Origin of the sequence: Pseudomonas sp. SC11, assembly GCF_047039205.1 — a bacterium.
GTDB classification, from domain to species: Bacteria; Pseudomonadota; Gammaproteobacteria; order Pseudomonadales; family Pseudomonadaceae; genus Aquipseudomonas; species Aquipseudomonas boreofloridensis.
On record NZ_CP178183.1, the window covers coordinates 635,747 to 657,268 of the forward strand.

The window sequence follows — 21,522 nt, forward strand, 5'->3', positions numbered from 1 at the left end:
AATTAGGGTGTAAAGATAAAAATCTACACAGCACTCTGTAAAGGGCCGGGGAATGGACGTCAAGCTGGTGCGACATCCATCTGGGCAAAACCTACCAGTCCTTATCGATGAAGACGGCTTGCCCGTACCACTCCCAAACGAGTGGATTATGCATCGACGCGATCTAAGTCCTAATACACTTATTAGAAACCTTAGAGAGCTAGCAATATTCTATGTATGGCTAGATTCACTTAATATTGACTTTGCCAAACGCGTTAGCAGTGATCACATATTTACTGAGGCAGAGCTTTCAGGAAGCCTATGTGAACGACTACGCCTTACCGTAACGGCTGGTTCAAAAAAAACTGCAGCTTTGATATCAAACAGCGGAGTCAAAGTTGCCGTTTCGCCCATGACCTTCAAGCTGCGTCTTATCACAATACGGCAATTTATAGGATGGTGTTTTCGATTTAAATTAGCAAGTTTATCGTCTAATGATCCCGCATTCCTACGCATTCAGGCTCATAAAGATCATATTGATAAGATTCTTTGCGACCAACAGCTGCGTAAACCACCCCAGAATAAGTCCATTACAAAAGGCTTGCGCGATCATCAGATCAAAGCCCTAGTATGGTGTGTGGATTTCAGAAATCCTGATGCTTACGGTCTGAACGAGCATGTCAGGTTTAGAAACTTCATAATTGTGATGATTATGCTGAGCTTCGGTCTTCGTCCCGCAGAGGTTCTTACCTTGAGGTTGAGTGATATCGAGTTTGGCAGCGTTACAGCGTTGAGGGTTATAAGGCGGGTGGCAGATCCTAACGATACAAGATCTCCTCAGCCAAGGATCAAACGTAATGGCCGTGACTTGGTGGTCCAGGATATTACCCTGTTGAGCCTAATCGAAGAGTACATTGAAGAGCATCGAGAGAGGGTGATGGATCGCTATGACAAAGACCATAGCTATCTAATAGTTTCCGATGAGGGTGATCCGTTACACGGGAATAGCATATCTAATTACTTTAGAATAATACGAGATAGGTTTAAAAGTGAGCTTCCTTCTAATCTAACTCCTAAATCACTCAGGCACACCTATTCAAGTCGCACTGAACGAGATATGGCTGAGCGCGGAGTACCAGAAGACGAGCGTAAGCAAGTGCTAGCGTATCTGCGAGGTGACAACAGTACACGCTCCCAAGAGGTCTATGTTGCAGGAGAAATTATCCGCCAGGCAACCGCTATTCAATCTCAGTACCACGACACATTAATGCAAGGTTTTCGAGAGCATCGATGTCATGACTGAGTTTAATAAAGTAAAGCATGAGGTTGTGCCCTCGGTAGTGCAGGAAAACGAGATCGCTCATTGGGACGTCATACCGGCATCAGTTGTGAGCGGTGAAGGGCACGTAGTAGATACAAGCGGCTTGAAATGGTGGATGCCAAACGTTAGTGGGAGGTCTTTACTCCTAGACTTTAGGCGAGTAAAGAATCCTAATTTTCGATATGCATTGATGCGTTATTGCTACTACACAATAAAAAGAACCTCAGGCGTCTATGCTTACAGGATATTTCAGGATTGCTATCGACTTTTATTGCTGCCAGATCCAGGTTTAAATAAGCCGCATATAAAGGACTTCGAGCAGGAACTGATTAATAGTTATGAAAGGATGATCTCTACAACGAGGCGGGATCATAAGCTCTACCAAGTGTATGCACCAAAGATCTTCTATCTCTGGGGATGTCAGTACCTTACCGAGCTAGGTTTCAATGAGGATTATGGGAGCGTTTTAGAGCAATTGAAGATACCAGGCGGCCCTAAAGGTGAGGCTGTGAAGAACGAGGACATAGAGGCTGGTCCGCTACATCGTATCTATGAACTACAGCCCCTCTACAATGCGCTTCAATCATCCATTTGCTCAAATACTATTGAGCTTGAGCAGCGTGCTGCCTTGGCCTTGTTCATTGCTCATGGTAGAAATCCAGCGAATCTATCTTGGTTGCGCGAGAGCGACCTTATCAATGTGGCGCCTGGTCTTGATCAGCCATGTTGGGTAATAAGATATCCGAGAATTAAAAAGAAACTGACTAATCCGCGCAATGACTTCGTAGAAGTACACTTGCCAGATGAATTTGCACCCTATATTCAGGCGTTAATCGCGGCCAATCGCAAGGTTCCAATATCGAGCCTAAGCAAGGAAAAGGAAGATTTCGATAGGCCACTTTTTTTTAACTATTCTGGCAATTCGGCGTCCATTGCTTCCGGCTACAAAGAAACATATTTCAATTATTCTTCTGACTATTTTGCCGATTTGATTCAAGATTTTGTGGCTAGCCATCGGCTTGTATCGCCCCTGACTAATTCACTACTACATTTAACTCCTCGGCGCCTTCGCTACACTCTTGCAACAAATTTAGTGAGGGATGGAGCCTCCCAGCGTCAACTGGCTCAAATTCTTGATCATACCGATGTACAGCATGTTCAGGTCTACTTCGATCTTGCGGGTGATATCGTGGAACTGCTGGATAAAGCACTGATTGGACCATACGCTCAGATGCTCCAGTTCTTTAAAGGCGATTTCATAATGCCGGGTCATGAGGCATTAAACGAAGACGATGAAGGCAAGCATATTCCTTTTTTTCAAACCGGAAATGACTCTGATGTTGACCTCGGCGTTTGCGGGAAACACTCGCTTTGTACCTTGCATCCTCCTTATTCCTGCTATAAGTGCCCTAAATTTCAGGCATATATAAATGCGGATCATCAGTCCGTACTGAACTATCTTTTGGATGAGCGTGAGAAAAAATTTAGATTAGCTGACAAACGCATAGCAGGTCAGATGGATGAGATCATTTATGCGGTTGCGCAGGTCGTCGAGAAATGCAAGCAATGCATGATGGAGAACAATCGTGCCGAAGGTCTCTCCGTTTCTAAGTAAGCTTGATCAAGATCGCGCCGCCAATCTTGAACTTCTTGTAAGCAAAGCTCGAATGCTTAGAATGCTTGGCTTCGAAAGCGTGACTTGGATAAAAGAAAGCTGGACATTCACAGCTGGACCCTTGACCGTCCTATCTGGCAAAAGATTTGGCACAACAAGTATCTATTTCCGTCATTCGCCTAGTTTAGGTGCGCTTCCTTTGGAAGGCGACTGGGGGATGGTAGCAAAATCTCTTTTCTGCTTGCGAGCTCATCGTTCTAGTCAGAAGATAAGCAATCACCAATCCTTCGTTATGGCTATAAGTTATATTAGCTATTGCGTAGGAGGTAGTAAGCGCCCACTATGCAAGTTAATTCCCGAAGATCTTGATATGGCGTGTCGCCTAATCTCTGCGCACTATAAGGAGTCTACAGCATACAATTTGCACAAGGCTATTAATGAGTTTGCCGCGCACTGTGATGCTAACCAGTTATGTAATGTCAGACTTGAATATAGGTACTCGGGTTTAAAGCGTCCGGCAAACGCTGGAGGCGTTTCCCAAAAACGATTGGATGCTCCAAGCAATCTCGATCAAACTAGCGGTGATCGTATCGTCAGCCTTGAACTTTTCAAGCTTATAGGTTTGCTATATCAAAAGGTGCCTGTTCAAAATAAGTATCGAATGTATGTTCTCATGCTTGTGCTACTTGCCTGCCTTGGCAGGCGCTATAGCGAGATTGCGACGTTACCGCTGCAGATGGTCGCTTCAGATGCGGATGGCAGGAGATACCTACGTTATTTTCTGATGAAAACCAGTAAAGGCGACAACGTCCATCCTATCGATAAGATATGGCTTCCGAAAGAAGCTATTACTATTGTTGAAGATGTAGTCTCGGAGCTAACTGAGATAACTCGCGAGGCGCGCTCCACTGCTAAGGAGATGCGAGCTACGAATGGTCCCGATCTGCGTTGGGTCGAGCCCTACGCAGATGATCATAAGTTTTATTTGGCGGGCCTTAAAATTTTAGGATTTAACTACAATCCACTAAGACCCAACGGATGGCTTTCACTTAATGGCTATGTATTTTCAGATCCTGGTAAGCGGACTATTCAAGGTGTATGTTCTGCTAACCTTTCGAGGTTTACAAGCAAGGAAGGCTTGATTGCGTTTTGTAGGAGCACTTTTGACTCTCGCTTAAATGACCCTGTACGAATCGCTTCAAGTGGTCTTAAATATTATCAGGAAGACTTGCTTATTGTTAGATATCAAGGAGGGTCTTCAGGGGCTGTTTCGAATTGTATTGTTACAACCGTTACTCATTCTATGTTTACGACATTTCTCAGGGATCATTTTGAGGCCCTTGCCGCTGAGTACGCGGCAGATGGGATTGGGCCTAATTTCTCAAGTCATGACTTTAGGCATACTATCAATACGTTATTGAACGACGGTGGTATGAGTGATTACGTCCAGACCAAGTGGTTTGGACGTAAATACGTTTATGATACTAAAGCATATCAGCACACCTCCCGTGAAAAAAGGGCGTTGATTTATCAGGAGAAGCTAAGGGAGGGAAAGATAGGCGGTGCTATTGCTGATAGTTACTCAAAGCTGCCGGTGGAATACAAAGAGGCTTATTTGAAGGCTAGGGTTACCGGAGTTCATGAGCTTGGGACCGGAATGTGTACTCGCAATCTTTCACAGTCTCCATGCCCAAACCATCTGGAGTGCCATGCAAAGTGCTCAGATTTTTCTTGGGAAAAGGACGATGAAAGTAAGCTTGGTAGCATTATTCGGGCCTTTGAGGTTGAGATTATTCAGTACGAGAATGCGTTTGCCAAGTCTCTGTCCAGTAGAGTTGGTGAAAGCCACCAGTGGATGAGTCACTCGAAGAAAAAGCTTGCTACCCTTGAGTCAATGTTGGGTGATTCAAACGTGGATGTCGGTGCGCTCAAAGCACGTATATTAGGAGAACGGGCATGAGCAAGTTTGCAAGGCGAATGTCTCCGGAAGATGTCAGGGCTATTGTTAAGGAATTGGATCGATGGGCGCTGGGAGAGTTAGGTTCGGGCCTTCGCTGGAAAAAGTTAGAGGATCAATTTGGATTTACGAGGCAGGCACTTAATGCTCGGCTTGAAATAAAGGTGGCGTTCAACGCTGCGAAGGCATCGCTGGCCGGGGGATTAGCCTCAAAAAAGAAGAACGCTGTAAGGGATAGTGAACAGATGGTCATCAGGATAGAACAGCTTGAGCGGGAGGTAGATGCTTATAAGAGTCGTGAAACTAAATGGCTTTTGAGGTGGCAGCAGATCGCATACAACGTCAGAGCGAGGTTTGGCGTTCAAATGAGCTTGATAGATACGCCTCTCAATCCGAAGGAAGGATTGCCGAATCTTCGAGATACAAATTGCATCTTGAGGCAACTAGATAGGCCTATTCCTCCTGTAGGAACACTCGACGCGGATTTGTAATTTCACAATCGGGCGGAGTTTATACTGCCATTAGGCGGTGCTGCGTCGGAAAGTAGTTATACGCTCTTGGCAGTTTCTTGACATTCTTCTCTGATTTTCCGCCCTGTGCCCTAGCAAAAAGCTCACTACTTACGCACATTTACCTTTCTGGCTATCATCGATTGCCTGACGGTCTACCTAGCCTTACCAAGTCAAGCCAGCTAGCTGGTGCTTCTGCTGCTGCGCTTGATTATTGCCACAGTACTGGCGCTAGTTCAATTGTAATTCTATAGTGGGTAGGTCATTCGGAAAGGGAGGTCAAAATGGCAACGCACAGTGATGCAACAGGTTACCTTTTAGCCCATCGGGATTCTGTCAATGAGGCTTGGTTCCACGCGGTATGCGAGGTAGCGATTGAGTCGGTTGGGGGGAGCCTACCACCTGCTATGCTTGATCAGCTCTGGGGACTTTTCTGTGGGACTGAGGAATACACTTCCTCTTCAGCCACTCCCACCGCATTGGAAACGAGCACACGCGATTCACTTCAACCTTTTTATCTAGAGAGCTTATCTGACTTTTCAGGTTTTAAAAAATTAGGTAATACGCTGCGACTGGATCTGTCGAAGCGTATAACGCTAGTTTTTGGGCGAAACGGCGCGGGAAAATCAAGCTTATGCCAAGCGCTTAAAATTCTTGCGAATCCGGAAAGGCCTAAGGAGCCGTTAAACAATGTCCGCTCTTCAAGTAAAAACGTTCCTTCTTTCAGCTATAAGCTGCGCGGTGAGCCATTACAGACATGGACCGAGCTAAATGGTTTTGGTAGCCAAGCTCATGCTTTGAAGTATTTTGATTCAGCAGTTGCGTACAAGCATATCAATAGCTCTATCTCGCCAGAAGCTGTGGTGGAGTTAAGTGCATTCAAATTGGAGTGTTTTGATTCCGCTAGGGAGTATTTGAAACAGTTTCAGGCCCATGGTGGATCCAAGATCGCAGAGTATCGAAAGCGCGTTGATGGCCATATTGAAGAGGTCAAGCTCCAGGTTGGCGCAGTTATAAATACCAATACAGGGGTGTTCAAGGACTGGAGTGCAATTAACTGCCAGCCGATGCTTTCTTGGATTGAAACGGTGACTTTTGATGAAGATAAGCGACGTTTAAAATCGGAGAAGCAAGCGAGGATAGAAGAGCTTAAGGCGGCGACTAGTCTGGAGGGGCAGCAGGCCATCGCTTTCAAGAAAAATCTGTTAGGCCAAGTAAAAAAATTCATTAGAAACATTTATTCAGCAGTGTTCAGTTTTTTCCTTTACAGCATACAGCCAAGTTTTGCTTTTATCCCAACAAAAGCACGCTGCAAGTGTTGAGTTGGCAGGTGCCGTATTTTCTAAGTCTTTAGATTTTTCGATCCAGCAAAAGCTAATTGCTACAGCAGCTGAGTTGCAACCTCTAGCTCACGTTGATAATTGTCCATTGTGCCGTCAGAAACTAGACGATGGAGCGAAGGCACTATTTAATTCTTTTCAAAATCACCTGGTTTCGTCGCTTCAGTTTGAACTGTCTGAACTGCAAGCCAAGCAGAAAATTGAGTACGCAAAGAAGAAACGAATTGAAGACTTTGTAGAGGTGCACTATTCAAGCTATTCAGGCGTTCTGAGTGCCGATTTTTTGCGCGGGATTTATGACCTAATCTCGTTAGTCAAAAAGTCACTGCAGGCTCCCATAATCGATCACTCCTCATTATCAGGTTATTCTCGTTATGCTGATTTGAACGTTTATCTTCAGGCGGTGGATCTAGAATATAATAATGCAGATTCGGCTTTGAGCTTGGCTGCGAAAGGTCTCCAGGTGGTTAACGAAGAAATTGCAAGGCTTTCGACTGAAATTAGCTCGCTGAGCATTAGTGAGGCTGCATTCTCCGTCCGCTCTAGAGTAGAGGTTATTTGTAAAGAGGCATTAGCCTTCGTTAGTGTCTCTAATGGTTTTGAGGATTATAACTTTGCATCTCGCCTATCTGCACTAACTGCGAAAAAGAAAGAGGCACATGCGGCGCTCGTTCTTAGCTCTTTTATACCGTTCCTGGATGGTGAGTATCGCCGCCTTTGCGGTGCGTCACTTGAGCAAGTAGGCGTACGCCTTGCTAATCAAGGGGCCGATGCAATAGTACTCCCGAAAATTGGTGACGAACTGATTCATCGGGTCTTGAGCGAAGGTGAACTTAAGGTCCACGCTCTTGCCTTGTTTATGTGTGAGGCAAGTGTTGCCCCTCATCAGGTTCTTGTTTTGGATGATCCAGTCACTAGCTTTGACTATAACTATATTTCCAATTTTTGTGAGCGTTTGCGTGATTACGCTAGAGACAATGTGCTGTCTCAGTTGATTGTGTTGACGCATAACTGGGATTTCTTTGCGAACCTTCAGAATGTTATGAATGGTTCCGGTTTGAGTAATGCATTCTCTGTCCAAGTGCTTGAAGACTGCGCAACAGTGTCGGAACATGTAGACAAGTGGGAGGAGCTGTGTCAACAAATAGACCAGTATATCTCTCCACAGGTCGAAATTAGTGCAGACGAAAAGTCCAGGCTTTCAGCTCTGCTTAGACGCTTGGTCGAGCGTCTTACAAATGCCTATGTGTTCAATGAGCAACGTCACCAGTATAAAATTAGAACATTGCAGGTGTCTAACTTCAAAGATTTTATGAGGATAGTGCCGCTCTTGTCGTCTGAAGCAGACAGACTTAAGGATTTATATGCAAATCTAAGTCCGCTTGAGCATGATGATGTCAGGAACTATTATTCTACCAAGTCCATCTACCAGTTTGGTGCTTGGTATGAAGAGATAAAGTCTATCAAGAGCTCAGTGGAGTCAAGGCGAGGATAGACTACGAGAGTTCATTGGTTGCTATTTTGAAAGCCATTCTAGTAATTAAGTTTTCATGGCTTTCGTTAGTTTTAATCTTTCGGAAGTAATTGCAGAAATCAAGAAAGTTACTGTTTTTACGAGCGATTTGCTGTTGTATAAAGGATCTTTTTTTTGATCCCTGACCTACTTCTTAGGTGGTCTGGATCGATCATTGAGTAATATTTTCCTTCAGAGACTTCGTATAGCTCTGAACCGCCTAGTTCCGGATGATACAAATGCCAAAATGAGATTAGCTCTTCCATCATCCATTTATGTGTGCCATTTAATTGTGGTGGTGTTACAAGTTGAACGAACTCAACGTAAGAGTCTTTGGTATCCTGTTCTAATAGTTCCACAAATACTTGTGGATCCATTATTTGCAGGACTTTTGGCTGATCGTCATTCTTTCGCCGGACCTCAATGTAGAACCATGGCAATTGGATACAGTGCTCAACGCAGCTCCATATAGCCTCCTCATGGCTGTGTTCTGGGTTGCTAATCATTGTAGATCGGTGCGTGCGAAACATGTTTTCCTCTCCTAACGAACCCTATAGATTGTAGCTCTATAGGGTTCGAGCGCGCTTCATATTTCATTTTTGAGCAACAGAAATGGAACTGAAGCGGGCATTCGGCACCACCTTGAAGCGTGTTCGGGTTGCGAAAGGCATGACTCAAGAGGATTTCGCTATGGTGAGTAGTCGTACCTATCTCAGCAGCCTTGAGAGGGGCCTGAAGTGCCCCACCATCGAGAAGCTAGACCAGCTTGCCAACGTGTTAGGCGTTCATCCTGTCACCTTGCTCTTGGCATCGTATGCGGAGCGGGATCAGCAGGAGGCTACGGCATCGTTGCTGGAGATCATCAAATCAGAGCTCGCTGCGTTTTAGCTAAAGTTGCGATGGCTCCATGCAGGCGTTGGATCCGAAGCAAATTGGGGCGATCAGATCTCGCGCTGATTGACCCGCGCCGAGAGGGCCTCGGCGCTCTCCTTGCGCTCGGAGTAACGATCAACCAGGTAGGCTTCCCGGCCTCTGGTGAGAAGCGTGAACTTCATCAGCTCCTCCATAACATCCACCACCCGGTCGTAGTAGGCCGAGGGCTTCATGCGTCCCGCTTCGTCGAACTCCAGGAACGCCTTGGGGACCGATGACTGGTTGGGGATCGTCACCATACGCATCCACCGGCCGAGGACCCGCAGCTGGTTCACCGTGTTGAACGACTGAGATCCGCCACTGACCTGCATGACAGCGAGCGTCTTGCCTTGGGTAGGACGTACCGCGCCCAGTGTGAGCGGGATCCAGTCGATCTGCGCTTTGAATACCGCTGACATCGAGCCGTGGCGCTCGGGCGAGCACCACACTTGCCCTTCGGACCAGAGCACCAGGTCGCGAAGCTCCTGAACCTTGGGATGCTCTACCGGAGCGTCGTCAGGCAGAGGCAGGCCGGATGGATCGAAGACCGCCGTCTCGGCGCCCATGAGCTGGAGGATTCGGGCTGCTTCCTCGACCAGCAGCCGGCTGAAGGAGCGCTCGCGATTCGATCCGTACAGCAGCAGGATGCGCGGCTTGTGGTGCAGCTGGGCCGGCTCGGAGAGCTTATCGATGGTGGGGACGTCGAATAGCGATTCGTCCAGGTTGGGGTTGGTTTCGCGAGTGTCGCTCATTGGATCTCTCCGATCTGATCGAGCGCCTGCTTCAGTTGCGCGGGGCTCAGCACCTTCGGGTCGAGGCGGAAAAAGGCGTCCAGTCTTCTGCGGATTTGAGCCACCGTCGCATCGAACGCGGCCTGGACCTGGTCAGCGCTGCCGACAACATCAGAAGGATCTGCCAGGCCCCAGTGGCTTTTCATCGAAGGGCCGAAGAAGACCGGGCAGGGCTCGCCTCCCGCCTTGTCACAGACCGTGATGACGATGTCTGGCGGGTTGCTTTCAAAGGTCTCGGATCCTTTGCTATAGAGACCGGAGGTGTCGATGCCCAGGCCCTCCAGCGTCTGGACCGCGGTAGGGTTCAACCGTCCGCTGGGAAAGCTGCCTGAGCTCACGGCAGAGAAGCCTGCAGGTGCGAGGTGGTTGAAGAGACCTTCAGACAGAACGCTGCGGCAGCTGTTGGCCGTGCACATAAAGAGGACTTTCATGGCTTCTCCTAAGGATGAATGCTGAGGCGCACGGCCAGAGCGGCGAGGGTGGCGATTAGGATGGGAAAGGTGAGCACGCAGCCCACGCGGAAGTAGTAGCCCCAGGTGATCCGGATGCCTTTCTGAGCCAGGACGTGGAGCCAGAGCAGGGTGGCCAGACTGCCGATCGGTGTGATTTTCGGGCCTAGATCGCACCCGATGACGTTGGCGTAGATCATGGCCTGCTGGATGACCCCGCTGGCTTCACTGCCCTGGATGGATAGGGCGCCGATCAAGACGCTGGGCATGTTGTTCATGATCGAGGAGAGCAGCGCAGCGGTGAGGCCGGTGCCCAGGGTGGCCGACCACAGGCCATGATTGGCGAAGGTGTTGAGCAGGGAGGAAAGGGCCTCGGTGAGCCCCGCATTGCGCAGGCCGTAGATCACCAGGTACATGCCCAGCGAGAAGAGCACGACCTGCCAAGGGGCGTTGGCGAGTACCTGGCGTGTGGAGATGACCGATCCCTTTCCCGCGATGATGAGCAGCACAGCTGCACAGACCGCTGCTACTGCACTGATCGGAATCCCGAGCGGCTCTAGGGCAAATAGCCCGACCAAGAGGAAACCCAGGATCCACCATCCCGCCCGGAAGGTAGCGTGATCGCGAATGGCGTTCTGCGGCTTTTCGAGCGCACGTGGGTCGTAAGACGCCGGGATGTCCTTGCGATAGAACAGCCACAGCATCGTCAGCGTCGCGGCGACGCTGACGATATTGACCGGCCACATGACCGACGCGTATTCGCCGAAGCCGATCTGGAAGAAGTCAGCGGAGACGATGTTGACCAGGTTGGATACAACCAATGGGAGGCTAGCCGTGTCGGCGATGAAGCCCGCAGCCATGACAAAGGCAAGGGTCGAGGCCGGACTGAAGCGCAGCGCTACCAGCATGGCGATCACGATGGGGGTCAGGATGAGTGCTGCGCCGTCGTTGGCAAATAGGGCGGACACGATGGCGCCCAGCAGGACCATGTAGGCGAATAGCCTGCCTGACCTGCCGCGCCCCCAGCGAGCGACATGGAGCGCTGTCCATTCGAAGAGGCCCGCTTTATCCAGCACCAGGCTGATAATGATCACGGCGATGAATGTGGCAGTCGCATTCCAGACGATGTTCCAGACCACAGGGACGTCGGCCAAACTGACGGTGCCCGTTAGAAGTGCCAGTACCGCACCTCCCGCCGCGCTCCAGCCCACGCCAAGCCCTCTCGGTTGCCAGATCACTAGAACCAAGGTCAGAACGAAGATTGATGCAGCAATCAGCATGACGCGTTCTCCACCGTACCAGGCGGGCAGCAAGCAGCCTGCCTGGTAGGCCTGCTGTCCATTGAGGCGAGGCGATCCATCTGAGGCTGTACCCACGGCAGGTTGGCCCGAAGCGTCAGCTCTAAGACCTCCCGCGCCCAGGTAGGAAGCTGAGGATGCAGCCGGTAGTAGATCCACTGTCCTTGGCGCCGATCCTCAAGCAATCCGCACGCCCGCAGCTGCGCGAGGTGGCGTGAGACCTTCGGCTGGCTGTCATCGAGCGCGTGGATGAGTTCGCACACGCACAGTTCTGCCTCAGCGCAGAGCATGAGCATGATGCGCCCGCGCGTATCGTCAGCCAGACACTTGAAGAAGCCGGTGGGGGACATAGCCAGGACCTTGGATATATGGAAAATCGTATATGCGAAAATACATATGTATTAGCTGGCAGTCTAGCTCCCGCTTGACTGGTAGGTTCCTCCAGCCACTTCCATTCCCGTTCCACTGCGCGTCAAGGTCGTCGGGACGTACAGGTGCTGCAGCCATGGCATGCTCTGGTCATCCTCGGAGAAGGGGCTCCGGGGTGGGTGAAATGACCCCCGAAAGTTGGACGCTGCCTTGAAGGCGTACCATGCCCAAGTACTCTCTAGCGTTCAAATTGAAGATCGTCGCTCAGTACCAAAAGGGCGATTGCAGCTACGGCCACCTCGCTAGGGCGCATGACGTCAGCGTGGTGCAGGTAAAAGGATGGATTGGCGCCTATGCCAATCACGGAAAAGCGGCTCTACAAACGCGTTATCGTTATCACAGTATCGATTTCAAGATCGAGGTGGTGCGACAGATCGTCGAAGGCCTATCAATCCGACGGGCTAGTGAGCGATTTAATCTCAATCGCTCCCAAATGCAGCGCTGGGTCAATGCGTGGCAGAGGTATGGTATCGAGGGGTTGGCCAGCAAACGCAGAGGTGATTCCTTGCCCCTTCTTCCCGTTCCAGATCCATCCGCTTTCAAGCCCCACATCGCAAACCCAGTCCGAGAGCTGGAAAAGCAGGTTGCCTATCTGCAGGTCATAAACGCCTTTCTGCGCAAAGCCATGAGCTTGGGTCTCAAGGACAGTGACCTGGACAATCAGCAGAAAGCACTTATCGTGCAGGAGTTGCGGTCACGATATCCACTTGATGCGCTTCTTCAGGGAGCATGTCTTCCTCGAAGCAGCTTCTACTACCACCTCAAGGTCACTCGCCAACCAGACAAACAAGGTGCCCGCAAAGAGAGCATCCGGACGATGTTCACGCATCATCGGGGTCGCTATGGCTATCGCCGCATCACGCAGGCGCTACGCAATCAGGGGCAGCAGATCAATCACAAGGCCGTACAGCGGCTGATGGGCGAAATGTCGTTAAAGTGCACGCTGCGACGCCGTCGCTATCGTCCATTCACAGGGCCTGAGTCCTGCGTGGCGCCTAACCTGTTGGACCGCCGCTTTACCGCACCGCAGCCCAATCAGCGGTGGGCGACTGACATAACCGAGTTTCGTGTCAATCAAAACCGGCTATACCTGTCACCGATTCTTGACCTCTTCAATAAGGAAATTGTGGCTTTCGAGATAAGTGAGCGCCCATCGTTCGAGATGGTCTTACGTATGTTGAAAGACGGATTGAAGACCCTTCGGTCTCATGAGAAACCGCTCATCCATTCCGATCAAGGCTGGCACTATCAATACCCTGCCTACCAACAGCTGATCCGTCAGCATGGACTGACTCAGAGTATGTCAAGGCGAGCCAATTGCCTCGACAATGCGGCAATGGAAAGCTTTTTTGCAGTACTAAAATCTGAGCTTTTCCACTGCAACAGGTTCTCAAGCGTAGAGGAGCTGGCAGTAGCAATTCGGGCCTATATCGACTACTACAATAAGGAGCGAATCAAATTGGCACTGGGTGGGCGCAGTCCAGCTGAATATCGTCTGGCAATAGCGAAAGCTGTGAATACCTGTGACGAATAGGACGTTTGCCTCATAGCTACCGCAGAGTCGATCGGTTTCTAGACCCTCGGCGTTTGAGGAGTGCAGGCATGCTCCGGGTCTCAATAAGCAGTGGCAGGCATGTCGGCTTCAAGAACGAGCCATCTTCAAAGTCATCTGCTGCGCTGCTATGATCCGCTAAGGAGATGGCATTCCTCCTCAAACCGCCTCGTGCTGATGATGCCTACGTAACCCCTTGGCAGGGTGCGTAGGTGCGCCCTGTCTTTTTCGAGGACAGCGCTATGCACCGACCATATCCCTCCCCGGCCCCTAGTCTTCCATTCCCCTTGGGAGACGTTCCATGCTGAAGCCGCTCATAGCCATCGCACTCGGTGCGACCTTGGGTGCCTGGCTCCGTTGGATACTGGGCTTGAAGCTAAATGCCTGGTTCCCGTCGCTCCCGCCTGGGACGGTCGTTGCGAATCTTGTAGGTGGCTACATCATCGGCATGGCCGTAGCCATCTTCGCTGCTTGGCCCGGGATTGCGCCTGAATGGCGTCTGTTTCTGATTACCGGATTTTGCGGCGGCTTAACCACCTTCTCGACGTTTTCTGCTGAGACACTGATGCTAATCCAGCAAGGAAGGCTGCTCATGGCGCTGACCGCAATCAGCGTTCATGTCGTGGGGTCCCTGTGCATGACAGCCCTGGGTATTTTGACCATCAACCTGCTTCACCCACGCTAGAGGCAATCGCATGAACGACTATCTCGTTACGTTCTATACCGAACAAAATCGTCGCCATGAACATCAGCAGATTGGAGATTGGCTTCTGGATCTTGCTAAAGAGCTTCACCTAAGTGGCGCAACGTTGTCAGTGGCGGCTGAAGGCTTCGGCCAAGATGGAAAACGCCACTCCGCCCATTTTTTTGAGCTTGCCGATCAGCCCATCCAGGTGACGATGGCGCTGACTCAAATTCAACACGACATGCTGTTTCAACGCCTCGAGTCGGAAGACTTGGCACTGTTCTACATCAAGACGCCTGCCGAGATTGGCACGGTAGGACGCCACCGCCCTTCCCAAGAGACAGAGTCACCCTCGTCCTGAGCTGACGCACCTTTGAATCGGTTAAGGCGGCCGCGGTAACCAACGGCATCAAGGGATGGCTTTCACTGAGCCCCATTTGCGGACTCATCAGCTCACTCGTCGTAGAGAGTGGGCTGATGGTCCTGGCTTGGTAGCGTTGCTCAACGAGGCGCTACCTAACCGACCTCATTTGCGTGGTTGCAGATGAGCAATGCAAGGCGAGACGAACAGCGTCCCACGGTAGGCACCGGCCAGGGTGCGTCCCGCGACCACCGCCCACAGAGCAGTCAAGGCGAAGACTAAAAAGGCGCCGAAGACGGTAAAGAAGCCTGATCCAAGCGTGCTTCCCAGACGTAGCGTCGTGACGGCATAGACGCCCAATGGAAAAGTAAAGCCCCACCATCCCAGGTTGAAAGGGATGCCGTGGCGCGCGTACTTCAACGTGATCAGTATGGCAAGGCTCATCCACCACAAGCCGAGTCCCCACAGTAGGATCCCGCCAATTACGCCTAGCCCCTGCGCGACGGCGCCAATTCCGGCCATACCGTGCGCAGCGAAGATAACCGGTGCGTCGCTGCCCATCACGAGCAGACCCAACGCACCCGTGCCGATGGGGCCCAGCGATAACCAGCTCGATGCAGCCATGTTCTCGTGAGGCAGCTTGTGCAGCGCCATCCGCAATAGCAGGATCACGAGGACACTTAGGGCGACAGGTACCGAATAAGCCCAAAGCACATAGCTGGTCACCAGTACGGTAAATTGGTGCCCGCTATCGGCAAGGTGCGGCGCCAACAGCCCGCCACTGGCGGCAGCCACTTCGGCGGCCACCACGGGTAGCAACCATACCGCCGTCATTTGATCGATGCTGTGCTGCTGACGGGTGAACATCAGATACGGAATCGCTACTCCGCACACCAGTGCCATGGCCGCATCAACCCACCAGAGTCCAGTGGCAATCGTGACAGCCACCTCACCCCATCGTGGCAGCCCGAAGATCAGCATCCCGTTGATGATTGTTGCCAACCCCATTGGAATGGTGCCGAAGAACATAGATACGGTGGAGTGCGCGAAAATTTGCTTGGCTTCGTTGTAGAACAAGATCCAGCGAGCGGCATACAAGCTGCTGAATAGAACGAAAAGCAAGATATTGAACAGCCACAGTCCTTCGGCGATCGGACGCAAGCCAGGTACCGACACGGGAAAGCTTGCTAAGGCAATAGCCAAAATACCGGTGCCCATCGTTGCCGCAAACCAGTTGGGAGTGAACTGGCGAACGACTTCGAGCGGCTGCTTGAGCTGGCTGAGCGGCTTGCCGCCGGTGCGCAGGGCTATAGCATCTTTTAAGGTCATGAGGTGAGCTCCGCTGAGGAATGCAATCAGTCTAGCTCGGCTCTATTATCCGCAAAATTGAATATAATTTAAAAAGTAATCTACCGGGCAGATAAGCAGCCCCTGTTGTCCGCAGGGACTGCTCCACAATCAAGGCTTGGCGACGTGCCAGACTTGATTGACGCCTTCACCGGTCGTTTCACCAGGCTTGCTGTCCTTTACCCAGGTATAGAGTGGCTGCCCCTTATAGGCCCATTGCTGACTACCATCGTCACGCTGCACTACGGTATAGCCGTCACCGCTCTTGGCCCCCGCAGGTGCCATCAGCGGCGGCCAGTTCTTGGCGCATGGGCCGTTGCATGCGGACTTACCCTCGCTGTCCTTGGTGAAGGTGTAAAGCGTCATACCCTTCTCATCCACAAGCACCTTACCTAAGGTGGTATCGCTAACCTTGGCGGGCGTGGCCGCCAAGGCCAGCCCTGTCATGGAGAAAATGGCAGTGGCAATCAACACTTGTCTGAGCATGCTGGACCTCGGTGGTTATTGGTTATTGGTTATTGGTATTTCGATTGGGGCACTTGCACTTGCACTTGCACGGGAGCACCTGGCGCATCGGCTGCACCAGGTGCGATGACGAGGTAGCGCTGTTCATCCGCCTGGGACTGCTGAACCAGTTGGCGTATCGGTCCTACCGCATTCACGATAGCTGCGCCGGCGGGATTGGTTTGAAAAGCGGCGAGAGACTCAAGAGCGCCGCTACCGTCTGCATGACGAGCCAACGCTAGTACGTAGGGCTGCTTGGCCACCAGGCCCGTAACCGAGGCCTGCAGGACCTGAGTCAAACCCTGGTCGAAAAGTGTCACCTGAGTGGTATGACGCTGGTGCTCACCCGGCGGAGCCAGGGCGATCTGAATACTCTTGGCGGCGCTCCTTAGAGGCTTGAGATTTGCCAGCCCAGCGCCCTGGGTAGCGGCGTTGGGAACGTAGACCAAAGCCTGAGGCGCCTGCCCCACTGGCACAGTGGTTTCAACGCTATTGGTCAGCGTATTGATGACGGCCACACTGTCAGCATTCTCTAGTCCTACGTACAGCCGGGTGCCATCTCCTGACGGCCAGAGACCGTGGGGCAAAGCGCCAACAGGAATGCTGGCGACTTGGCTGAAGTCATCGGTTCGGAAGACCTTGACTCGATTTTCCCCACCTACCGTTACATAGGCGAAGCTTCCGTGAGCATTGCGAACCAAGTTGACGTGATTAGTGATCGCGCCCGTATCAAGCGTCTTAATCAAGCCGAACGGCGGTTTGGCTGCGAATACCTGGGTCTTACCGACATCTTTTAGGGTGAACCAAACCTGTTGGCCATCTGCAGACGCAGCGATGTTGGGGCAGAAAGGACTCGCCTGAGCGACGCGGCCAACAATTCGATGCTCGGCAACCGAAACCACTACGGTTTCCGGAGTGAACGAGGAGCAGACGTAGCCATAGCGGCCATCAGGGGAGAAAATTTGCATGCCAGGGCCTGGCGGTACACCAATTCGCGTCTTCTCTTTGAAAGTCACCGGGTCGATCACGGCGATATAGTCCTCGCCCCGTACCGTGACCCAAAGCTCTTTACCGTCAGGGGTGAAAAAGGCTTCATGAGGCGCGCGACCCAGATAGGTTTTACCCTTCACCTGGTTGTTGGCAGTGTCGATGAAAGACACGGAGTTCGAGCCTATCGCTACGACGGCTAAGGTTCGCCCATCTGGCGAAAACCCTAAGCCATGCACCAGTAGCTCCCCCTTGTACAGAGGGCTCAGGTTCTTGGGTTGGCTGTCGCCCAGGGTGATGACGCCGAGCAATTTTTTCGTGCTGGGATCAATAACCGATACCGTGTTGGAAAACTGCTCCGCCGTATACACACGGTCTTGGGCGCTAATCGCGATGTCGGATTGTGCGGCAGCACGCGGAACTTGACCGGCTGAAGCGGTGCAGGAGATTACCAACAACGCAGCGGCGAGCGGGGTAAGCGACAATCGAGGCATAAGGATTACCGAGTGGGAGAGGCGGGCAATTCAGAAAGCGCCTGCTGCATGACGGCGATTTCTTGTTGTTGGGTAACAATGATCTCTTGGGCCAGACGGCGTAGGCGTTCGTTACGGCCATACCGCAATTGGATCCGCGCCATATCGATCGCACCCTGGTGATGTGCCGTCATCTGGGTCACAAAGTCGCGGTCTACGTCGCCACTGCTGGGCATGTGCATCGCGGCCATCATCTGATCCATGGCCTGGCGGTTGTCGGCCTTCGCCATGGCGGCACTGCTATCAGGTTCGGCCCAGGCAATGGGAAGCACGAGCACCAGAAGGGGGACTGCCAACAACGGGTGCTTGACTGAAAACACGTGGCGCTCCAGCAGATTGGTGAGTTTCCAGTGAAGACGTCTGTACGGTCTGGGTTATTCCATACCTACAAAAATAAAAATTGTGGGGAATAAAAGGTCAGCTCAAGCGTCTGTCAGCGATACCAGGGGAACGTCCATGCTTGATGACGCCACGCTTTCTCAGCTGCTACCGTCTCTGCGTCGCTTCGCAAGATCCCTTACTCGTCACGAAGCCAGCGCCGATGACTTGGTCCAGAGTTGTCTAGAACGGGCGCTTACGCATGGGAACACGCGCTATCCCGACGGTGATGTGCGAGCCTGGCTGTTTACCATCCTGTACCGCCAATTCGTTGATAGCCGACGTCGTGAGCGTCGCTACGGTCGTCTGCTGGAGTGGCTAGGATTCCAAGAGGTCTTGGTTGAGCCTTCGGCTGAGACGGTCTATCTGAATCAAGAAGCATTGACGAATCTTGAGCAACTCAGTGATGAACAGCGTGCCCTGCTGCTGTTGGTCGCGGTGGAAGGCATGAGCTATCGCGATGTTTCACAGGCGCTTGGCATTCCACTTGGAACCGTCATGTCTCGTTTGGCGCGGGCACGCGCGGCCTTGAGACAGATTCACGAAAGTCCTTCAGTTACCGCCGCTCTGCGAGTATTGAAATGATGTATCAACCTCCTACTCCTGAAGAGTTGATGGCTTATGCCGACAATCAGTTGGATGCGCTGCGGCACGAGGAGGTGATGCGCTATCTTGCAACCCATCCGGAAGATGCTGCACAGGTAGCTGATATCCGCGAGCAGAATCGTCGGCTACGGCTGATTTTTTCTCCCGTGCTTGAGCCTTTACCGACACACCTTATGCCAGCAGTCGTGCGACACCGGATAGTCGCCAGACGTAAAAGGCGTATGACCTATCTCGCTTCGCTAGTGCTGACTTTAGGCCTGGGTAGCGGCTTAGGGTGGCAGGCACGGGAATCGATGCTGCGGCGGGCGCACGTTCCAATGGCGGATGCCGTGGAGGCTTATCGACTATTTGCGAGCGCCGAAGGGAGGCCGCCAGTCGATGTAACCGGCCAGGACGGTGCGATTCAGCATTGGCTTGAAAAGACATTTGTGCAGGCGCCCGCCCTCCCTAACCTGGAGCGCTTCGGCTTGATCCCAGTGGGTGGTCGTCTCATGGCCACGGACACCGGCGCCGCCGCGATGGTGCTCTACCGCGACACGAAAGGGCGCCAAGTGATCTTCTATGTGCGGCATCCCAACAGCCAGCGCGACGTTGGTCAGGGTTCTCGTAGGGAAAGTGATGTCACGGCTGACTACTGGTCAGGACAGGGCTATAACTTCGCGTTAGTAAGTCCTAGCGAAGCATCGTTTGATACCTTGCGTGAGGCGATCTCGCAGAGGCCACCTCTCTAGTTCCCGTTCAGACCAGTGCTCGTTGCTGGAAATCAACCCTGTCCAACATTTGGGGGTCATTTCAGGGCTTGAGGTCGCGGTAGTAGGCGATGTCTATCCCTACGCCTGAGTAGAAGTTCGACGTGGTCGAAACGGCGGTTGCAGAAGAGGGAAACCTAGCGTGCACTCAAAGCGGTCAGGGATCTAGAGAACCCAAATTACACAGGTAGGCATTTGTCATTCATTCAATAGTAGCCTAATCAGGCGAAACTATTCCCTGGTTTTAATGATTTTATTATCGGGCGTCAACGATCCACTTGGATAGGCTGTTATCAAAGAACTTACGTGAGAGATACGCAGGCGTCTGATCGGGCACTAAAGCTCTTGCACAGCAAGTGGGACCCGCCCCGCAAATATTTATCCACTATACCCTGTCATGAGGGTATTTAGTAAAAGCAACGCGGCGGATTTATAATTTCAAAGTTGCGGCTTCTTTGAAAAAAGGCGATAAAATCGATTTTTTGGCTTCTCTTTAGCCTCTGATTGGAATCCACTCAGCCAGCTTTGATATTCTTCATCTTTAGGCAAAAAACCTTCATTTTTCAGTTTTGTTGTGTCTATCTTGATAAGGGTTGTTTGTGATTTTTTTAGATATTTTTCGTTATTTTTAACGAGCAATTTTCCGTGTTCACTTAAGTCCTCGCATAGCTTGACACCGAAAAATATAACGTCGTCAGTATACATCTTTATAGCGGCTAGAGTGCTTCCATATTGATTGTCGACTTTTCCTGCTTTATTGGGGGCTCCTAAGTACATGAGCGCGATACTAGTTGTGTCTCGTGCTTCGATGTTTGCAATCTTGTTGATAATCTCATTTCTTTTGGTTACGGCGTAGTTGTGGTTAGCTAACGCGTCTGCTAGTGCGCTTGCACTTGCTATTGCTCTTCCAGTAGCTGTTATTTTACTAAAAACAATTTCTAATAATGTGGAGATTGGCGGGGTTAGTTCTTGTAGTGTTGTGAAGTTTGGCCTTATTTCTAGCGGGGATACGTTTTCCTGTGATGTTTGCAGTGCTCGTACGTGGTTGTTATAAGCTTTGCTGTCGGACTCATATTGTTTTATGAGCTCATTTAGGAATTGACTTTTAACAGCTGCGCCTAGATTAGTTATTGAGATTGCTAGTGTAACTGCGCTATTTATGTTTCTTACTTCTCTTATTAGCTCTTCGCGGATTTTGGATCTTTCAGCTGTTCTTTGTGCAGCATAGGCGCCTGCGAACGCTCCTGCGAGAGATGTCGTGAAGGCTGAGTTGCTGATCTCTTTTAAGAAATTAATTGTTTTGAAGAGAGAGCTGTAGAGTATCTGATGTTGTGCAATTAATTCCTCTATCAAGTTTTCCAGTTGCATCATTGGTGGTCTCTGTATTGATTATATGTGGTTGCAATATTTTATGAGGTTTTAGGATGAAAGGTCCGAAATATTTCGGTGGGTGGAGAGCCAGTTGAGGTTGATCTTGCAGTCGCTTATAAGCATCTGCACACGGCAAATCTTAGAGTATTGCTCCTTGGTTTTGCTAGCCTTCCGTACCCATCTTTGTAGCGTCACCAGACGTCGATCGTCCGCAAGTTCCCAATAGTCCTTGTACCAGTTATTGCACATAGGGATCTATGCCGGAATGTTCAATCTAGAGCGGCCTTACTATGTAAACACCGTGAACCTGCAACTGCCTTATCCCATCCATGATAC

At 51.1% G+C, this 21,522-nt stretch carries 22 protein-coding genes and 1 riboswitch; of the genes, 12 read left to right on the plus strand and 10 right to left on the minus strand.

Features of this window, described 5'->3' with window-relative positions; genetic code table 11:
* The first annotated feature begins 148 nt into the window (after positions 1–148).
* From ACK2SD_RS02925 to ACK2SD_RS02950, 6 genes are all read left to right on the plus strand, one after another.
* Complete coding sequence (locus ACK2SD_RS02925) at positions 149–1,282, plus strand: site-specific integrase (RefSeq protein WP_193756127.1); 1,134 nt, start codon at positions 149–151, stop codon at positions 1,280–1,282.
* Positions 1,275–2,915, plus strand: coding sequence for a site-specific integrase (locus ACK2SD_RS02930; protein ID WP_081323639.1), 1,641 nt, complete (start codon positions 1,275–1,277; stop codon positions 2,913–2,915). The genes ACK2SD_RS02925 and ACK2SD_RS02930 overlap by 8 nt, the downstream gene beginning before the upstream one ends.
* Positions 2,887–4,875 carry an integrase gene (locus ACK2SD_RS02935; RefSeq protein WP_153005854.1) on the plus strand — a complete coding sequence of 663 codons (1,989 nt, stop codon included), beginning with the start codon at positions 2,887–2,889 and terminating at the stop codon, positions 4,873–4,875. Before ACK2SD_RS02930 ends, ACK2SD_RS02935 begins: the two co-directional genes overlap by 29 nt.
* On the plus strand, positions 4,872–5,363 hold the full coding sequence (locus ACK2SD_RS02940; protein ID WP_058764389.1) for a hypothetical protein: 492 nt from the start codon (positions 4,872–4,874) through the stop codon (positions 5,361–5,363). The genes ACK2SD_RS02935 and ACK2SD_RS02940 overlap by 4 nt, the downstream gene beginning before the upstream one ends.
* 302 nt (positions 5,364–5,665) lie before the next feature.
* Positions 5,666–6,703 carry an AAA family ATPase gene (locus ACK2SD_RS02945; RefSeq protein ID WP_412461303.1) on the plus strand — a complete coding sequence of 346 codons (1,038 nt, stop codon included), beginning with the start codon at positions 5,666–5,668 and terminating at the stop codon, positions 6,701–6,703.
* Position 6,704: 1 nt separating this feature from the next.
* Positions 6,705–8,216, plus strand: coding sequence for an AAA family ATPase (locus ACK2SD_RS02950; RefSeq protein WP_412461304.1), 1,512 nt, complete (start codon positions 6,705–6,707; stop codon positions 8,214–8,216).
* Between the two features lie 116 nt (positions 8,217–8,332).
* On the opposite strand, the gene ACK2SD_RS02955 is transcribed toward ACK2SD_RS02950, so the two are convergent.
* Entirely contained in the window at positions 8,333–8,764 is a 432-nt protein-coding gene (locus tag ACK2SD_RS02955) for a hypothetical protein (protein WP_153005853.1), read from the minus strand.
* A gap of 82 nt (positions 8,765–8,846) precedes the next feature.
* Between ACK2SD_RS02955 and ACK2SD_RS02960 the strand changes: the two genes are divergently transcribed.
* Positions 8,847–9,122, plus strand: a complete 276-nt coding sequence (locus ACK2SD_RS02960) for a helix-turn-helix domain-containing protein (RefSeq protein ID WP_058764385.1) — start codon at positions 8,847–8,849, stop codon at positions 9,120–9,122.
* 53 nt (positions 9,123–9,175) lie between these two features.
* On the opposite strand, the gene arsH is transcribed toward ACK2SD_RS02960, so the two are convergent.
* The 4 genes from arsH to ACK2SD_RS02980 are packed head-to-tail and all read right to left on the minus strand — an operon-like array spanning position 9,176 to position 12,034.
* A complete protein-coding gene (gene arsH / locus ACK2SD_RS02965; protein WP_058764383.1) occupies positions 9,176–9,898 on the minus strand; it encodes an arsenical resistance protein ArsH in 723 nt (240 codons plus the stop codon).
* The gene (locus ACK2SD_RS02970; RefSeq protein ID WP_058764381.1) at positions 9,895–10,368 is read right to left on the minus strand and encodes an arsenate reductase ArsC; all 474 of its coding nucleotides are present in this window, start codon (positions 10,366–10,368) and stop codon (positions 9,895–9,897) included. The genes arsH and ACK2SD_RS02970 overlap by 4 nt, the downstream gene beginning before the upstream one ends.
* 8 nt (positions 10,369–10,376) lie before the next feature.
* On the minus strand, positions 10,377–11,666 hold the full coding sequence (locus ACK2SD_RS02975; RefSeq protein WP_058764379.1) for an arsenic transporter: 1,290 nt from the start codon (positions 11,664–11,666) through the stop codon (positions 10,377–10,379).
* Positions 11,660–12,034, minus strand: coding sequence for a metalloregulator ArsR/SmtB family transcription factor (locus ACK2SD_RS02980; protein ID WP_153005852.1), 375 nt, complete (start codon positions 12,032–12,034; stop codon positions 11,660–11,662). Before ACK2SD_RS02980 ends, ACK2SD_RS02975 begins: the two co-directional genes overlap by 7 nt.
* A gap of 242 nt (positions 12,035–12,276) precedes the next feature.
* Between ACK2SD_RS02980 and ACK2SD_RS02985 the strand changes: the two genes are divergently transcribed.
* From ACK2SD_RS02985 to ACK2SD_RS02995, 3 genes are all read left to right on the plus strand, one after another.
* Positions 12,277–13,647 (plus strand): IS3 family transposase, encoded by a 1,371-nt coding sequence (locus tag ACK2SD_RS02985; RefSeq protein ID WP_412461305.1) that lies wholly within the window; start codon positions 12,277–12,279, stop codon positions 13,645–13,647.
* Between the two features lie 151 nt (positions 13,648–13,798).
* A riboswitch (Fluoride riboswitch) is annotated at positions 13,799–13,859 on the plus strand.
* Between the two features lie 107 nt (positions 13,860–13,966).
* Entirely contained in the window at positions 13,967–14,350 is a 384-nt protein-coding gene (gene crcB, locus ACK2SD_RS02990; RefSeq protein ID WP_027597932.1) for a fluoride efflux transporter CrcB, read from the plus strand.
* Between the two features lie 10 nt (positions 14,351–14,360).
* On the plus strand, positions 14,361–14,711 hold the full coding sequence (locus ACK2SD_RS02995) for a DUF190 domain-containing protein (RefSeq protein WP_058764375.1): 351 nt from the start codon (positions 14,361–14,363) through the stop codon (positions 14,709–14,711).
* 165 nt (positions 14,712–14,876) lie between these two features.
* Here the strand turns inward: ACK2SD_RS02995 and ACK2SD_RS03000 are convergent, their stop codons facing one another.
* From ACK2SD_RS03000 to ACK2SD_RS03015, 4 genes are all read right to left on the minus strand, one after another.
* A complete protein-coding gene (locus ACK2SD_RS03000; RefSeq protein WP_058764373.1) occupies positions 14,877–16,040 on the minus strand; it encodes a TDT family transporter in 1,164 nt (387 codons plus the stop codon).
* Between the two features lie 129 nt (positions 16,041–16,169).
* Entirely contained in the window at positions 16,170–16,544 is a 375-nt protein-coding gene (locus tag ACK2SD_RS03005; RefSeq protein ID WP_058764371.1) for a hypothetical protein, read from the minus strand.
* A 29-nt stretch (positions 16,545–16,573) separates the two neighbouring features.
* Complete coding sequence (locus ACK2SD_RS03010) at positions 16,574–18,043, minus strand: YncE family protein (RefSeq protein WP_058764369.1); 1,470 nt, start codon at positions 18,041–18,043, stop codon at positions 16,574–16,576.
* 5 nt (positions 18,044–18,048) lie between these two features.
* Positions 18,049–18,402 (minus strand): DUF305 domain-containing protein, encoded by a 354-nt coding sequence (locus ACK2SD_RS03015; RefSeq protein ID WP_242871025.1) that lies wholly within the window; start codon positions 18,400–18,402, stop codon positions 18,049–18,051.
* Between the two features lie 136 nt (positions 18,403–18,538).
* Between ACK2SD_RS03015 and ACK2SD_RS03020 the strand changes: the two genes are divergently transcribed.
* Both ACK2SD_RS03020 and ACK2SD_RS03025 read left to right on the plus strand, forming a co-directional pair.
* Positions 18,539–19,045, plus strand: a complete 507-nt coding sequence (locus tag ACK2SD_RS03020; RefSeq protein WP_081323636.1) for a sigma-70 family RNA polymerase sigma factor — start codon at positions 18,539–18,541, stop codon at positions 19,043–19,045.
* Positions 19,042–19,797, plus strand: coding sequence for an anti-sigma factor family protein (locus ACK2SD_RS03025; RefSeq protein WP_153005851.1), 756 nt, complete (start codon positions 19,042–19,044; stop codon positions 19,795–19,797). Before ACK2SD_RS03020 ends, ACK2SD_RS03025 begins: the two co-directional genes overlap by 4 nt.
* 456 nt (positions 19,798–20,253) lie before the next feature.
* Here the strand turns inward: ACK2SD_RS03025 and ACK2SD_RS03030 are convergent, their stop codons facing one another.
* Positions 20,254–21,186: a hypothetical protein gene (locus ACK2SD_RS03030; RefSeq protein ID WP_153005850.1), complete on the minus strand. Its 933-nt coding sequence runs from the start codon at positions 21,184–21,186 to the stop codon at positions 20,254–20,256.
* Positions 21,187–21,522: the final 336 nt, after the last annotated feature.